Source organism: Petralouisia sp. (genome assembly GCF_056822245.1).
Genome location: NZ_JBQIOP010000002.1, coordinates 179,117 through 193,281, shown reverse-complemented (window position 1 = coordinate 193,281; position 14,165 = coordinate 179,117). Strand labels below are relative to the sequence as shown.

Below are 14,165 nucleotides of genomic sequence, written 5' to 3'. Positions count from 1 at the left end.
GATAGTGTAACTTTACTTTCGGGTTTGATTGGTCAGAGTTTACCACAAATGTTTTTCTCAAATAGAAATGACTTCTTGTTTTTTTTAGCTGTACTATAGTTCTTTTCCCTGCACAAACAGCTCCTTTTTGCGCAGACTTCCACCTGTGCTTCTGAATCTGTTTTACAATCCTCTGATCTGAGCCTGAAAATACACTCTCTTTTTATTCTGCAGCGACATGCTGTGACTGATACGTTCCAGATATTTTCCCAGTTCTCCATGCCGGTTCCTTTCTGATATCAGAATCTGCGTACTGCTCAGGATTTTTTCCTCTTTTCTCGATTCCTTACTCCCCGCTTTCTTCTGATACCGCACCAGCTCCAGCATATCTCCTCCATTATAATAATACGCCCTCAGTTCGGCCATTTTTGCCGCTCCCTGGCGACTCCATCCCATCGGTCTCGAACTCATCCTTGCAGACAGGATGTGACTCACGTGGCTTTCTGTGCTGCTCCCAAGAACTCCGTTTTTATGCCTCAGACGCAGTTTCGCCGCTGTCCAGTTAGACAGAATATAGGACGCCGCTTCCTCCACTTTTGAACGCTTCCTCCATTTGGGCATCTCTTTTTTCTGTTTTTCCACCAGTTCTCTGAAATCATTCTTTGTCTGATTCCGGATTGTTTTGCGGAACTCCTCCAGCACGGGTATCCGCTCTTTCCTGTTCAGATGCGGCGCCAGCTTTATCAGGCATTTCTCCAGATGAAACCCGTCCAGCACATAAGTGACGCCTTTGAGACGCTTTGCTCCCGTTTTGATCCAGCTTCCTCCATCTGCATTCAGATAGATCTTTTTCACCTGATCCAGATCATAATTCCTTTCCAGATACTGGTAAATATCATCCCAGAACTTTAAGTTTGCCTCTTTGCTGTTCACCCCACAGAAATAATGGCAGTTTGTCAGCACTCTGCGCTTGCCATGAAATGTTTCTTCCTCTTTCCCTTCATAAACACAGACCATTTTTGTGATCAGACCATTATTTTTTACTCCGTTTTCTGCTTTCGTAAGATCACCTTTCTTTTCGCGGAACTGTAAAGCCACATGATCTTCATCTGCATCCATATACAGATAGTCCACCACCTTTTTCTGTTCTGGGATTGTGTTCTCCGGCGGAAACTGCAGCGCATGAATCTTATTTTTGACCGTCTGACGGCTTACCTGTGTAGTCATACTCACCTGTTGCCCACCTCGTTCATAGGAAGTCTGCACCGCTTCTTCCAGCATCCGAGCAGACGCATCTTCTGTCAGGCGCTGGTTTGGCTCCAGCTCCAGGATACGGTCGAGCAGGTAAGAATACTCCTTTGTCTGCTTATTTAGGAACAGCGTTTTTTTGAAGGTAACATCTCCAAGAGAGGTAGTCAGTGTTTTCCAGTGGTGTGCTTCTATGCTCCATGACTTCCGGCGAAAGGAGCTCTTACACAGCATTTGATCCATCGCTTCCAGGGACTCCCGGAGCATTTCTGTTCCGAGTTTGCATAATACGTTAGTGATGCCATAAACATACTCTGCGAAATTTTTTGGATTTTTAAGAAAATCATCTTCTAATTTTTCAAAAATTTTAATGCAACGTTCTTCAAAATAGATTATACTGTTGACCATAGGGAACTCCTTTCTTTTGTGCGGGTGTTTGTTTAGGCACTTATACTCTACCACAAAAAAGAGTTCCCTTCTTAAATTTTCCGAAAAAAATTTTACACTATCTCAAAAAAATTGCAATGTCCATGTATCTCTGTTACAATATTTCATATCAAACAACAACCATTCCGAAAGGAGATATTATGTCTGTTTATCACATTGTATTCAGCCCCACCGGAGGCACGAAAAAGGTATCCGATATTTTCACAGCATCTTTTTCTTCCGAAAGCATCCTGATTGACTTAACGGAACGCAGCAGGGACTTTTCCTCCTGCTCTTTTGCAGAGACAGATACCTGCATCGTATCCGTTCCCTCCTACGGCGGCCGGGTTCCGGACATTGCCGTAACGCGGCTGCGGCAGATGAACGGAAACGGCGCTTCGGCCATTCTGATTGCCGTATACGGAAACCGGGCTTACGACGACACCTTCGCCGAACTCCAGGACGTTTTGGCAGATTCCGGTTTTTCCTGTATTGCCGCTGTGGCTGCTGTGGCGGAGCACTCCATTATGCGCCAGTATGCCGCCGGACGTCCAAACGCCCAGGATGCAGAGACACTGACTCGCTTTGCAGAGAACATCCGTGCCAAAATGGAAGCCGGTTCTCTCTCTTCCCATCTGAATCTGCCCGGAAACCGCCCTTATCGGGAATACGGCGGCGTCCCCTTAAAGCCTGCAGCCGGAAAATCCTGCAATCGTTGCGGTCTCTGTGCGGACAAATGCCCCACAGGCGCCATTGATACGGCAACCCCTTCCCAGACAGATCCCAAGCTCTGCATTTCCTGTATGCGCTGTATGGCCATCTGTCCTCAGCATGCCCGCAGCCTCAATAAGGCCCTTCATGCCGCTGCCAGTCTGAAGCTGAAAAAAGCCTGCAGCGGCTGGAAAGAAAATGAACTGTTCCTGTAAGGCTCAGCGGCTTTCTGGAACATACGGCGGCTCAGAAGCAAAATTTTTCCGTTTCCTACATAAAACCAAGGCAGGTGATGTAAATGACAGATCAAGAAGTATTGCAGCTGTATATCAATATTGCCCCTTTTCTGGCAGAAGTCTGCGGCCCGGGCTGTGAAATCGTCATCCATGACACAAAAGAGCCGGAGCATTCACTGGCCGCCATTTACAACAATGTATCTGACCGGGAAATCGGCAATCCCCTTACTGACCTTGCCAAAGACATCATTGCCAAAGGCTCTTACCAAAACGCAGATTATCTGGCCAATTATACCGGCCGGAACAAACAGGGAGAATTCCTCTCTTCCACTTACTTTATCAAAAATGAAGGGCGGCTCATCGGCCTTTTATGCATCAACAAAGCCATGACCGCCGTACAAAATCTGAACCATGCCGTGGCAAATCTTCTGGAATTATTCCATCTGTCCGGATGTGAAGAGACGGAATATTCTGAAAGCCTGGACAAGCCCATGGCCAGTCTGATGCGGGAGCGGATTCAGGAAATCATTGCAGAAAGCGGGATTTCTCCTGCCCGGATGTCCATGCAGGAAAAAGTCCGTATCGTCCACCGGATGGATGATGAAGGGATACTGAAGGTTAAAGGCTCCGTGTCAGAAATTGCCGCGCAGCTTCTTGTGTCGGTTCCCACCGTGTACCGCTATCTGAACAAGAACAAACTGTAATATGCAGCCGCCGGAGCAATCCTTTTTCAATTGTCAATTTCAAACACACAAAGCATGAGTCAGGAGGTTTATTATGACTGCTTTTTCCATTCCGGATGTAAAAGAATTTATGAATCTATTTCTGCGCACAGACACCTTTGACAGTTTTCTGCTTCGCGAAGGAAGCATTACAACTTTTATGACTTATTTTCTGGAGGGCCGCTCCAATGCGGATTTTTTCAGCCCGGAAGATGAGCCTTACCCTCTGATTTCCCAGGAAGAATATACGCCCTTCTCCCTGGTGCGCCCCATCTGCTTTGATATCATCAAGGGAAAGCGCGCGCCCTTTGCTTTCAAATTTGTGTTTCAATTATCCAGTGAAAATCAGAAACGCACCGTCGCCTCTGTCAGCAGCAGTTTTGCGCCGGAGGAAGTTTCCGGCATGTATCTGAACCTGAAATACCAGAACCAGAAGCTTACCTGCACCACAGGGATTTCCTGCCATATTTTTTCCATGGACAAATCACTGGAGCACGCCTGGGATGATATGGTCAAAAAATTTTTCCGGAAACATCAGATTGCTTTTGAACCGCTGAATTAACAAAAAATTCACTTTTTTTAATTTTCTATGAATAATTCTTTACATTTTTCATATTATATGTTACTATAGTCCTACGTTGTAAATAAATGCAGCGCAGATTATTTTTTTGGAGGTACTTGGCATGCAAGGTACAGTAAAATGGTTTAACAACCAAAAAGGATATGGTTTCATTTCTGATGAATCCGGCAACGATGTATTTGTTCATTATTCCGGGTTAAACATGGAAGGGTTCAAGTCCCTGGAAGAAGGCGCATCTGTTGAATTTGATGTGACAGAAGGTTCTAAAGGACCTCAGGCTGTGAACGTAACTGTAATCCACTAATTTTAATCCGGTCATTCACAATGTACCTTTGTCAATAATATAGAATTTTCTATTTTTATTTTGATATAAGATATAGAGGAATTACGGTTAATAAAAAGAATTGCTGTATGTGCCATAAGGCTGCTGCAGCAATTCTTTTTGCATGTTTTGCTTTTCTTTTGCCTGCGGCCTGGCTGGCTCCTCTGTGATCAGCGCAGCGGTTGTGCTCTTTCGCCTGCGGCCTGGCTGGCTTCAGCTCATGTTCCCTGCAATCAGTGCAGCGGTTGTGCCGCCATGGCAATCAGCGTGCCCGTAAAAATACACAGATCAGAAACATTAAAAATAATCTGATTCAGCCAGTTCCAGGGCGTACGGAAGCTGAAATAATCCACCACATATCCCCGTGTAAGCCTGTCACAAAAATTATTGGCGCCTCCTCCGATGGCAAGGCTCAGGCCCAAAAGAACCGCAGGATTTTCCTTTTTGCGAAAAAGCAGATACCACAGGACGCCCAGAAGCAGCAGAAAGACCGCGGATATTTTTTTCACCAGTCCCGTCCGTCTCTCCATAAAATTCAGTGCCGCTCCCCTGTTATGATACTTCTTCAGAATAATCCGGCCTTTTAAAATCTCTGTTTCTTTCAAATCTTTCCGCTTTTCCACCTGTTCTTTCAGAAAAAAATCTCCGGCAAACACTGCCGCTGCAACCGCTGCATATTTCATTCTGTTTCTCCTTTCAACGAATCCTGAAATCTTCAAACGCCTGGTAAAGATCCAGTCTCCCCCATCCAAATGCCTGATCCGGATACGTCCGTTTGCTGTCTCTGGCCGCCCCGCGGATCAGTACGTTTTTAATCTCTATACTGGTAATTGCCGTATAATTGCCCCGGACAATGCCCCATTCCAGCATCAAAGCAACTGCTCCCGCCGTAATTGCCGCCGCGACGCTGGTGCCGTCCCGGGTGGTAAACTGGTTATTTGGCCCTGCGCCGAATACGCCCACTCCCGGAGCCACCAAATCCGGTTTAATCCAGCCGTTGGTGGTAAACCCTCTGCCGGAGCGCAGATAAATGCTGTTGTCCCGCACATCGTACGCTCCCACACCGATTGGCACAATGGCAGTGGAAGGAACCGTAATGGTTGTGTCCGGATTGGAGCGGACAAAAAATACCTCCCCGGTGGAAAGCTCCTCCATCGGCAGCCATATGTTGAAAATACTTGCCAGCTCCACCTCCGGAAATACCCGAATGTTCCATAACCCCTGGGAAGGATTTTCAAAACGCATGTAAATCACCTGGGCCCCATTTAAAATGCCGGTAATCCGGTAATCCACCGTCAGCCTGGTATCCTCAAATAAAAAACGGAACTCTCTTCCGCCGGAAAGGATATAATCACTGGGCATCCGTTCTCCGGTGGGAGAAATAATCTCCACCACAAACCGCTGGGGCGCCCTGGCCCAAAGCTCTGCCGAAAAACCCTCTACTCCCTCTCCCACGCCGATTTCCACATTCTGGTATTCCTGCCCTTCTTCCATCCGGCCGAAATAATGGTGCCTTTCATTCCCTTCATTGCCCACAGCGGTAACTGCCACCCGGCCGCTGCGCAGCGTTATATTATTCAGCATCGTGCTCAGATGGCTGACGCCCGTATGGCTTCCCATATTAGAACCCAGGCCGAAGCAAATCACCAGGGGCATCCGGACTCTCTGGGCAAGCTGATCCAAATATGCCAGTCCTGCCATAATGTCGTTTTCCTGATATGCCGCCGCATCCTCCGGAATGAAAAAGAATTCCCTCAAATACTGCTTTGCCGGCTTTAGCTTTACCATTGCAATTCTGGCATAAGGGGCTGCGCCGATAAATTCCTCTTCCCGAACCTGACTCCCGGCCGCCACGCTTGCCAAAAACGTGCCATGTCCCTCCGGATCGGTCACAGGCACCACGTCCCTGGGATTTTTGGCCTGAAGGGCCTTATTGATTTCGGCGTCCAGATATTCTGTTCCGTAGAGAAAACCCTCCGGCGGTATTCCGCTGCGTTCTGTCTGATCCCAGATCGCCGTGATTCGGGTGCTTCCGTCACTGTTTCGGAATACCGGATTCACATAATCAATTCCGGTATCCAGAAAACCAATCAAAACACCCTGTCCCTTCAGGGACAGGGTAGGCTGATTCTGTATCCTCAATATCCCGCTTGCTTCCAGTGCGCTTTCATCCATCAGCGTATAACATTTCGGAATGGACGTATAGTTATAATTCTGAATATTCAAAGAAAGACTTCCTTCCCTGGGCAAATAGGCGATATCGTAGGAAGCGTCAATTTTCTGCATACATTCGCTTATGGGAGCCCCGAAATTAGGCATGGTATATTCCATAATAAAATCATAATAGTCATTTGAATATACGGCTTCTTCACAATCCATAGTCTGCTCTTTTCTTTTTTTATCATACTATGTAATGCACTGCCAATTTATTCAGCCCCGCATGGTAATGATGGGGCCTCCCTTATTCTCAATGTAGTCTCCGGTAATGGTCACCATGCCGATGTTGTCATCCTTGGGAATCTCATACATAATATCAAGCATAAATTCCTCCAGAATGGCCCGCAGCGCCCTGGCTCCCACGTCCTTCTTCCGGGCCTTTCCGGCAATGGCATGCAGCGCCCCTTCATCAAATTCCAGTTTCACTTCATCCATGGCAAGCAGCTTCTGATACTGTTTGATAATGGCGTTTTTCGGCTCCGTCAGAATCTGCACCAGCATATCCTCCGATAAAGCGTCCAATGCAAAAATCACCGGCAGCCGGCCCAAAAACTCCGGTATCATGCCGTACTTGCGGATATCCTCCACTTCCGCCCTGTGAAGAATGTTGTCCTCCTTATCGTATTTATCTTTCAAATCTGCGTGAAATCCCATGGCAGACTTCTTATTCAGCCGTTCTTTGATAATATCATCCAGATCCGGAAATGCGCCGCCGCAGATAAACAGGATATTTCTGGTATTCACTGTGGCAAGGGGCACCATGGCGTTCTTGCTGTTGGCCCCTACCGGAACTTCAATATCGGCTCCTTCTAATAATTTCAGCATCCCCTGCTGAACGCTCTCCCCGCTCACATCCCTCTGGTGGGTATTTCTCTTCTTGGCAATTTTGTCAATCTCGTCAATAAAGATAATGCCGTGTTCTGCCCGCTCCACATCATTCTCTGCAGCCGCCAGCAGCTTGGAAACCACGCTCTCAATATCGTCTCCGATATACCCGGCTTCTGTCAGGGAAGTGGCGTCTGCAATGGCAAGGGGCACATCCAGAAGCCTGGCAAGCGTTCTTACCATATAAGTTTTCCCGCTTCCGGTAGGCCCGAGCATCAGCATATTGGACTTCTCAATCTCCACGCCGTCCTTATTGCTGCATCCTACCCGCTTGTAATGATTGTACACAGCCACAGACATCACCTTCTTGGCGTGCTCCTGGCCCACCACATACTCATCTAAGCTGGCTTTAATCTTATGAGGAGCGGGAATCGCCTTGATATCCAGGGCCGGTTTCGCTTTCTTTTCTTCTTTGGCCCGCTTCTTTTTCAGCTTCTGGCTCTTGGGCATCATGCCTAAATTCTGCAGCTCAGATAAATTAATCATGCTGATATTGGGCATATTCCCAAAATTGCTCATGTCCCCTATGGGAAAACTTACCTGGCTCATGCTGTCAAAGGTTTTCTGCATACAATCCGCGCAAATGCAGATTTCATTGGGTATCTTAATCATCTTGCCTGCTTTGCTCTCCGGCCGGTGGCAGATGTAGCAGGTATCTTCATATTCATTCTCTTTCTCACCGGACTCCTGAAGCTCTCCTTTGCCGCCGCTTTCCGGCTCCTCAGATTTCTCCGGTTCTTCTGCATCTGATATTACTTCACGAAAATCTGTATCGTCGAACTTATCTGTGTTGTTCATGCTGAATTCTCCTCTTTCTTTCCGGATTTTATCATCCGAAACATGACTTTATTATAAGCCAGAGCCTCCGATAGCACAACTGTTTTTCCAATGCTTTCGAAAAATTTAATATTCATAAAAAAAATTGTAGCCGCAGAAACGCTGTTCCATCGGATCGTAAAATATTCCAAGGGTTTCCTCCCCCTGCATCAGCAGAAGAATCATGTTTTTCAGCTCCACAATCTGGTAAGAATAACTGGAGGCCGCATTCACCATAGCTTCCGCCTCGCCGCTGCTTTCCGCCTTGTTATTCAACACAGTTGTCTCCTTTTCACTGTCTGCCAGCACCCAGTCGTCCTCCATTATATCCCTTATTTCATTTGAAATAGATTCATAGCCGTAATCCTGTCCCGCCATAATTTTTTCCAGCCAGTATAAGCTCTGCAGGCAGGTGCTGATATACCCTTTCTTTTCATCAAAAGTAGTCATTAATTCCTGATTGCGCAGCAATATCATATATCTGTAATATTCCGCAAGCTGCTCCTCTGATTTCTCCAGGATACTCACCAGCTTTTCTTTCCCCTCTGCCCAGGCTTCCCTGTCCCTCTCCTGCCCGCTGCGGTACTTAAAACAGTTAAAACTGATCAAATTCCAGTCGCTGCAGGCAATTCGTATCTGATACTGCTGTTCCCCCAGCGGCACAATATCCTGATAAAAATAAATGGTAGCAGGGCCGTAAGGAGAATTGTCCACTTTCACCATACTGTCCATAATGCTTTTCTGGCTGTTATGGTACAAGCTCCATACTTCCTCCGCAGACATCCCGCTTTCCCATCCAATCATCTGATACAAATACCAGTTCTGAGCCTCCTTTAATTCCGCTTCGGCTTCCTCCGTCCACTGGTCCAGATCAATTGCCTGAAATCTTGGGAAACCTTCGGTGTTTTCTGCTGTTTTATCCTGGGGATAATAACTCCAGGGAAATAATTCAATATCCTCTTCTATTTTTCCATAGAAAATGTTGGAGCTGGTGTCCTCATACACAGATTCCTCCAAAATCCGCTCCCGTTCCAGTACCTTCTGTCCGCTCTGGACAATCACCAGATATCCGGCTGCCAGAATCATTCCCGCACATAACAGCGTCAAAAACAGAGATTTAACTCTATGCATATTCTGCCCCTCCCCTCATGCAAATCAGCACTCTGGTTCCCTGGCCCTGGATGCTTTCAAACTTCATGGTTCCCCGGTGAAGGGACACAATCTCTTTGCACAGGGCAAGCCCCAGGCCTGCGCCGCCGTTGGCCCTGCTCCTGACTTTATCCACCATATAAAACGCCTGGGTAATCTTCTCAAGCTCTTCTTTCGGAATGCCCACGCCTTCATCTGAGACCCGAATGCAGAACTGGCCCTCTTCAAAATATCCGATGACCTGGATTCTGCCGTCCTCACCGGATGCTTTCACCGCATTGTCCACCAGATTGTATAAAAGGGATTTGAACAGCTCACGGTCCACCCACAGGCTGCCCTGCTCCGCTTCACAGCTGAAGTGCATTTTCCGGTTATTTGTGATTACTTTTAAAGAAGCTCCGATTTCTCCAAAAAGCTCCTGCATTTCTTCCCTGCTCCATTCCAGATTGGCCTCGCCTACCGTAATCAATTCCATCAATTTACCGGAAAGCGTCCGCATCCGGGTGGCCTCCGCCTTGATAATGCCGGCGTATTCGATCCGGTTTTCCTCGGTAATGTCTTTTTTAATCTGCAGAAGATCTGAAAAACCCAGAATGGAGGTTAGAGGCGTTTTCATCTCATGGGAAAGATTGTCGATAAACTGTTTCCGATCCTCAGCCACATGCTCCAACGCCCGCACATTGGTTTCCACTGCCTCTGCCATACAGTTCATGTTGCGGGCAAGCTCGGAAAGTTCATCGTGCCCCCGCTCCGGCACACGTTCCTGATAACTGCCCTGGGCTATGGATCTGGTTCCTTCGTTGATTTTCTTCAGAGGATGCAGCAGCGTTTTTACCACCACCAGTAAAATCAGGGCAATGACAACGGCGCACGCCATGCTGATAGCCTGAATCTGCCATAACATATTTTCATGAATCTTCATCACATCCGTAATATCGTTTTCTGTCACCACGTAATAGGTTTTTCCCTCAATGCTCTCTGCCGAAGCTGTGTACAGCTGATGCTCCTCCACCTGCATATAGCTTTTTCCGCTGTCCATCACGGCTTCTAACAGCCCCTTCGGCACTTTTATTTCCCGGTTGCTGTAAAAATACTCATTTTTCGCATTGCAGAACAGAATGCCATTGCCATCTGCTTTTTTTCCGAAAGTGCCTTCCATAAAATTTTTCAGCTTCTTTTCCTCCAGCACAATGGCATTTTCTCTCAGACGCTCTGTAATCATCATGCTTTTAAAACTGGTAATTAAAAATTCATGCTCGCTGTATACACTCTGCTTTTTCTGATCCAACGCAAATGAAAAACTGCTTTTTAATAACAAAATACTGGTCATGCTCACTGCCAGCATCACCAGTATCAATGTATACAGGAAAACCTTCTGCCACAATTTCATACTGCTACTCCTTCGCGCTTTCCAGGCGATAGCCCAGTTTGGGAATCGTCACCAGCCGATCTTTTAAGTTCAGCTTCTTGCGAAGCTGCTGAATGTGAATATCAATGGTTCTGGTCTCTCCCTCATATTCAAAGCCCCAGACTGCCGCTAACAGCCGGTCTCTGGAAATGGCCACATCCTTGTGCTGAATGAAAAACACCAGTACTTCAAATTCCTTCGGGGTCAGATACACATCCTCTCCGTCGCATTTACAGGTGTGCTCCTCCACATTGACAGTAATGTTTCCATAAGAATACGTGTTTTCTGTCCGTTTCACCCGCCGCAGGATCACCTCTATCCGGGCAAGAAGCTCCATGGCCTCAAAGGGCTTCACGATATAATCCTCCGCCCCAAGCCTGAGACCCTTCACTTTGTCTGTCAATTCCTGTTTGGCTGTAATAAAAATCACCGGCGCTTCTTTGTTGGTGCGTTTCTTCACAATCTCAAATCCGTCCATCCCCGGCAGCATAACATCCAACAGGATCAGGTCATAATTCCCATGCTCCATCTTCTCAAAAGCTTCGGCGCCGTCGCCGCATACAATTCCTTCATAACCGCCAATGGCTACGGTGGCTTCTATCAGTTTGGCAATATTGGGATCGTCTTCTACGATTAAAATTTTTATCATGTTAGATTCTGTCCTTTTCTTCCTGAGTCTCTGTCAGAGCGGCAAACAATGCCTTATTTTTATTATACAGGAATTTTCAGAAAAAGTATTCATAAAATTGTAAGAAAAATGTAAAAAGCTATTCTATAGCGCTGCAGCGAAGGTTTTATATTTGGATAGATGCAGAACTATAGATTGTTCCCTGCAGTTTAAAAATTTTCCCTTCCTCTCTTTCTTCCCCATACTGCGTAATAAAATATCACTCCTGCCAGGCATCCCGCACCGTCGATGCAGACGTCCGTAATCCTGCCTGCCCGCCCCGGCACAAATAACTGATGAAACTCGTCGGTGGCCGCATAGCAAACTGCCGCTGCAAAGGCCCACAGCAAAACTTTCTTATCAGAAAAGGAGTAGCATCCCAAATGCAGCCCAAGCAGAATTGCCAGCAGCGCATATTCACTCATATGGGCCCCCTTGCGGATCACAAGCTGCATCCCTTCTGCCTGCTCCAGCAATTCTTCTTCCGTTTTCTCCAGGCCGAACAGACGGTTCTGCCATTCTGCAATCTGGTAGGATACAGACTGGCTGGTCTGGGATGACTCCACCGCGCTCTGGGCGGAAAAAGCGAAAATAATTCCCATCCAGGCAAGCGCCAGTAATCCGGTGAATAATTTTTTCATGGGATGTTTCTCCTTTCATTCTTTCGGGCAAGTCCTAAAAATGATTTTCAAACCAGGGTCATTCTGTTCTGAAATCCTTCAGATACACTTCCATGGAGCGGTTCATCTCGTTGGAAAATTCGCTTTCATATTTCCGTTTCCAAAAGGCCTCCATCCATGCCTCATAGCTCTGCGCCCCGGTTTTCCCCTCAAACATAGACCGGATATCTGCGCTGGTTTTCTCCTGATACACATTCTCGCAGACAATATCAGAGAGTGCAAACCGCTCTGGTTTTTTCCGCTCCTTCTGCTGCCCGGTGGGATGCCCGAATACCAGCATACAGGCCGGATATACATAGGCCGGCAGCGACAGAAGCTCTTTCATTTCTTTGGCATGCTCCATCACATCTCCGATGTAGCAGGAGCCGATGCCAAGGCTTTCTGCCGCCGTCACTGCATTCTGGGCTGCAATTACGGCGTCCTCCACTGCCAGCAGCAAATCCCCCGGCCCGGGGGTTCTGGGCATAAGCCCCGCTTCCTCATAAAAGGACAGCCACTTTTTGCAGTCTGCGCAGAAAATCAGCACTAATTTCCCTTTGGCTATAAACGGCTGATGATCGCAAAGCTCCGCCAGTTTTTCCTTTTTGTTCTGATCTGTAATATCCAGAATGGTGTATAACAGCTGGCATCCTGCAGAAGGAGCCTGCAGGGATGCGGTTAAAATGGCTTCTCTGTCTTTTGCTGTAATCTCTTCCTCTGTAAATACACGGACAGATTTTCTGTCGTGCAGCGCTTTTATTATATCGTTCATAGTTATTTTTACCTCCTAAATGCAAAACGCTCATCTATCTGTCCAGGAATCAAACCTTGTTGTTATTCCTCTTTGTCAGATTAGTAAATTTTGATTATTCCTTCCCAATGCTCCATAAACACTTGATTTGTCCGCTGATTCGATCATAACTCCACTGCTTCCCGCTGTTTTTTCTGCTGTTGGGATCATTGACATAAAATCCTTTTTCATCATACCCCCGCAGCAGTATGAAATGCCCGGTGGTGGTAAAATCTCCCGGCCGCATACTTAAAATTACCACATTTCCCTGATCCAAAGCATTTTTAATCTGCGTTTCCCCCAGCGGCAGCTCCTGTCCGGATAAGCCCAGTCCCGCAGTTCCTGCGGTAAAGAATTCCCAGCTTGTTCCGGCCTGCGTACAAAAACCGCTCTCACAAGCATACTCCGCCATATTCCTGGGATTCATAGAAGTGTCCCCGGTGAGATACAGATACGCCATTGTCATACAGGTGGGGCCGCAGCCTGCTACAGCAATCATATCCTGCCCGTAACTGTCATATCCCCAACGCATGTCCCACTGCATCAGCAGAGGAACCTGGCCTGCCAGATCCTCAGCCGTCAGATTAATTTCTTTTCCCATATACTCCCCGCGGTTGGGATAGCCTGTCACAAAATCGTAAGCTTCTTCATTTTTTTCAAGCATCTCCAGCAATTCTTCCGGATAGGCTTCCCCTGTACGCTCCGATTCCAGTTGTTTCAAAAACCTCTCTGATTCTGTTCTGCCCTGTGATATTGCTCTTCCTGCCGCCGGCAGGCTGACTGCAAGGAGATACACGGCAGCCGCTCCCGCCAGGATTCTTCCGATTCTGCGGCTTTTCTTTTTCTTCCTGCGCCTTGTGGCCGGCTTTCTCTGCCTGCTTCTTAACGGCCTGCATTCATCCTCCTGATCAAAATCTATATAGTAGGTTCCCGGAATCACCTGCAATTCCCAGTCATAATTTTTTGTCCTCTGTAAAGCTTTCTGTCCCATAAACTCTCCTTCTTTCTCCTGTATTTTCTTTTCTCTTATTATAAGAAAAAGAGTTTATGGGTTCTTGCGTTTTTTCTCCCAAAAGATTTAAGATATTCTTAAGTTTGCAATCTGTTCTTGGATATGGTATGATTCTGGGCAAGAGCAACCGTGTTGCAAGGTGGACAAGCCTCCCTCACTTAAGAAAGAGGGGAGGTGGTGCAGATGGATACATACCAGATTTTGAGCCTGTTGTTTTTAGGCGGTAACTTTCTAATTGCACTGCTTGCCTATATAGATAGGACAAACAAGCGAAAATAAATAAGCCTACCTTGTTTCTTGGCCGGATTCAGGTAGGCTTATAGCACATCTGAGAGGCT

Annotated in this window: 15 protein-coding genes; 5 read left to right on the top strand and 10 right to left on the bottom strand. The window is 47.0% G+C overall.

The window, feature by feature from the left end:
* Positions 1–162 precede the first annotated feature (162 nt).
* Positions 163–1,635, bottom strand: coding sequence for an ISLre2 family transposase (locus tag ACTO17_RS01765; RefSeq protein ID WP_482556658.1), 1,473 nt, complete (start codon positions 1,633–1,635; stop codon positions 163–165).
* Between the two features lie 179 nt (positions 1,636–1,814).
* On the opposite strand from ACTO17_RS01765, the gene ACTO17_RS01760 reads away from it, so the two are divergent.
* From ACTO17_RS01760 to ACTO17_RS01745, 4 genes are all read left to right on the top strand, one after another.
* Positions 1,815–2,579 (top strand): 4Fe-4S binding protein, encoded by a 765-nt coding sequence (locus ACTO17_RS01760; RefSeq protein ID WP_482556657.1) that lies wholly within the window; start codon positions 1,815–1,817, stop codon positions 2,577–2,579.
* 83 nt (positions 2,580–2,662) lie between these two features.
* Complete coding sequence (locus ACTO17_RS01755; protein ID WP_482556656.1) at positions 2,663–3,304, top strand: helix-turn-helix transcriptional regulator; 642 nt, start codon at positions 2,663–2,665, stop codon at positions 3,302–3,304.
* A 73-nt stretch (positions 3,305–3,377) separates the two neighbouring features.
* Positions 3,378–3,884, top strand: coding sequence for a DUF5721 family protein (locus ACTO17_RS01750; RefSeq protein ID WP_482556655.1), 507 nt, complete (start codon positions 3,378–3,380; stop codon positions 3,882–3,884).
* Positions 3,885–4,005: 121 nt separating this feature from the next.
* Positions 4,006–4,206 (top strand): cold-shock protein, encoded by a 201-nt coding sequence (locus ACTO17_RS01745; protein WP_135988574.1) that lies wholly within the window; start codon positions 4,006–4,008, stop codon positions 4,204–4,206.
* Between the two features lie 251 nt (positions 4,207–4,457).
* Here ACTO17_RS01745 and ACTO17_RS01740 read toward each other — a convergent pair whose 3' ends face one another.
* The 9 genes from ACTO17_RS01740 to ACTO17_RS01700 all read right to left on the bottom strand — a co-directional run bounded on the left by ACTO17_RS01740 (position 4,458) and on the right by ACTO17_RS01700 (position 13,806).
* Entirely contained in the window at positions 4,458–4,907 is a 450-nt protein-coding gene (locus ACTO17_RS01740) for a signal peptidase II (protein WP_482556654.1), read from the bottom strand.
* A 13-nt stretch (positions 4,908–4,920) separates the two neighbouring features.
* Positions 4,921–6,603: a S8 family peptidase gene (locus ACTO17_RS01735; protein WP_482556653.1), complete on the bottom strand. Its 1,683-nt coding sequence runs from the start codon at positions 6,601–6,603 to the stop codon at positions 4,921–4,923.
* A 51-nt stretch (positions 6,604–6,654) separates the two neighbouring features.
* On the bottom strand, positions 6,655–8,124 hold the full coding sequence (gene clpX / locus ACTO17_RS01730) for an ATP-dependent Clp protease ATP-binding subunit ClpX (protein ID WP_482556652.1): 1,470 nt from the start codon (positions 8,122–8,124) through the stop codon (positions 6,655–6,657).
* A gap of 105 nt (positions 8,125–8,229) precedes the next feature.
* Positions 8,230–9,273, bottom strand: coding sequence for a hypothetical protein (locus ACTO17_RS01725; protein WP_482556651.1), 1,044 nt, complete (start codon positions 9,271–9,273; stop codon positions 8,230–8,232).
* Entirely contained in the window at positions 9,266–10,681 is a 1,416-nt protein-coding gene (locus ACTO17_RS01720; RefSeq protein ID WP_482556650.1) for a sensor histidine kinase, read from the bottom strand. The genes ACTO17_RS01725 and ACTO17_RS01720 overlap by 8 nt, the downstream gene beginning before the upstream one ends.
* Before the next feature lie 4 nt (positions 10,682–10,685).
* Positions 10,686–11,348, bottom strand: a complete 663-nt coding sequence (locus ACTO17_RS01715; protein WP_172538500.1) for a response regulator transcription factor — start codon at positions 11,346–11,348, stop codon at positions 10,686–10,688.
* 188 nt (positions 11,349–11,536) lie between these two features.
* Complete coding sequence (locus tag ACTO17_RS01710; protein WP_482556649.1) at positions 11,537–12,007, bottom strand: VanZ family protein; 471 nt, start codon at positions 12,005–12,007, stop codon at positions 11,537–11,539.
* Between the two features lie 58 nt (positions 12,008–12,065).
* Positions 12,066–12,797 (bottom strand): nitroreductase family protein, encoded by a 732-nt coding sequence (locus ACTO17_RS01705; RefSeq protein WP_482556648.1) that lies wholly within the window; start codon positions 12,795–12,797, stop codon positions 12,066–12,068.
* A gap of 94 nt (positions 12,798–12,891) precedes the next feature.
* The gene (locus ACTO17_RS01700; protein WP_482556647.1) at positions 12,892–13,806 is read right to left on the bottom strand and encodes a C39 family peptidase; all 915 of its coding nucleotides are present in this window, start codon (positions 13,804–13,806) and stop codon (positions 12,892–12,894) included.
* A gap of 204 nt (positions 13,807–14,010) precedes the next feature.
* Between ACTO17_RS01700 and ACTO17_RS01695 the strand changes: the two genes are divergently transcribed.
* Positions 14,011–14,106 carry a putative holin-like toxin gene (locus ACTO17_RS01695; protein WP_482556646.1) on the top strand — a complete coding sequence of 32 codons (96 nt, stop codon included), beginning with the start codon at positions 14,011–14,013 and terminating at the stop codon, positions 14,104–14,106.
* Positions 14,107–14,165 lie beyond the last annotated feature (59 nt).

Excerpts from the sequence above, each read along its gene's own strand:
- ACTO17_RS01755 (WP_482556656.1), top strand. The coding sequence starts at position 2,663 with ATGACAGATCAAGAAGTATTGCAGCTGTATATCAATATTGCCCCTTTT.
- ACTO17_RS01740 (WP_482556654.1), bottom strand. The coding sequence starts at position 4,907 with ATGAAATATGCAGCGGTTGCAGCGGCAGTGTTTGCCGGAGATTTTTTT.
- ACTO17_RS01745 (WP_135988574.1), top strand. The coding sequence starts at position 4,006 with ATGCAAGGTACAGTAAAATGGTTTAACAACCAAAAAGGATATGGTTTC.
- clpX (WP_482556652.1), bottom strand. The coding sequence starts at position 8,124 with ATGAACAACACAGATAAGTTCGACGATACAGATTTTCGTGAAGTAATA.
- ACTO17_RS01710 (WP_482556649.1), bottom strand. The coding sequence starts at position 12,007 with ATGAAAAAATTATTCACCGGATTACTGGCGCTTGCCTGGATGGGAATT.
- ACTO17_RS01700 (WP_482556647.1), bottom strand. The coding sequence starts at position 13,806 with ATGGGACAGAAAGCTTTACAGAGGACAAAAAATTATGACTGGGAATTG.
- ACTO17_RS01715 (WP_172538500.1), bottom strand. The coding sequence starts at position 11,348 with ATGATAAAAATTTTAATCGTAGAAGACGATCCCAATATTGCCAAACTG.
- ACTO17_RS01695 (WP_482556646.1), top strand. The coding sequence starts at position 14,011 with ATGGATACATACCAGATTTTGAGCCTGTTGTTTTTAGGCGGTAACTTT.
- ACTO17_RS01720 (WP_482556650.1), bottom strand. The coding sequence starts at position 10,681 with ATGAAATTGTGGCAGAAGGTTTTCCTGTATACATTGATACTGGTGATG.
- ACTO17_RS01760 (WP_482556657.1), top strand. The coding sequence starts at position 1,815 with ATGTCTGTTTATCACATTGTATTCAGCCCCACCGGAGGCACGAAAAAG.
- ACTO17_RS01750 (WP_482556655.1), top strand. The coding sequence starts at position 3,378 with ATGACTGCTTTTTCCATTCCGGATGTAAAAGAATTTATGAATCTATTT.
- ACTO17_RS01765 (WP_482556658.1), bottom strand. The coding sequence starts at position 1,635 with ATGGTCAACAGTATAATCTATTTTGAAGAACGTTGCATTAAAATTTTT.
- ACTO17_RS01735 (WP_482556653.1), bottom strand. The coding sequence starts at position 6,603 with ATGGATTGTGAAGAAGCCGTATATTCAAATGACTATTATGATTTTATT.
- ACTO17_RS01725 (WP_482556651.1), bottom strand. The coding sequence starts at position 9,273 with ATGCATAGAGTTAAATCTCTGTTTTTGACGCTGTTATGTGCGGGAATG.
- ACTO17_RS01705 (WP_482556648.1), bottom strand. The coding sequence starts at position 12,797 with ATGAACGATATAATAAAAGCGCTGCACGACAGAAAATCTGTCCGTGTA.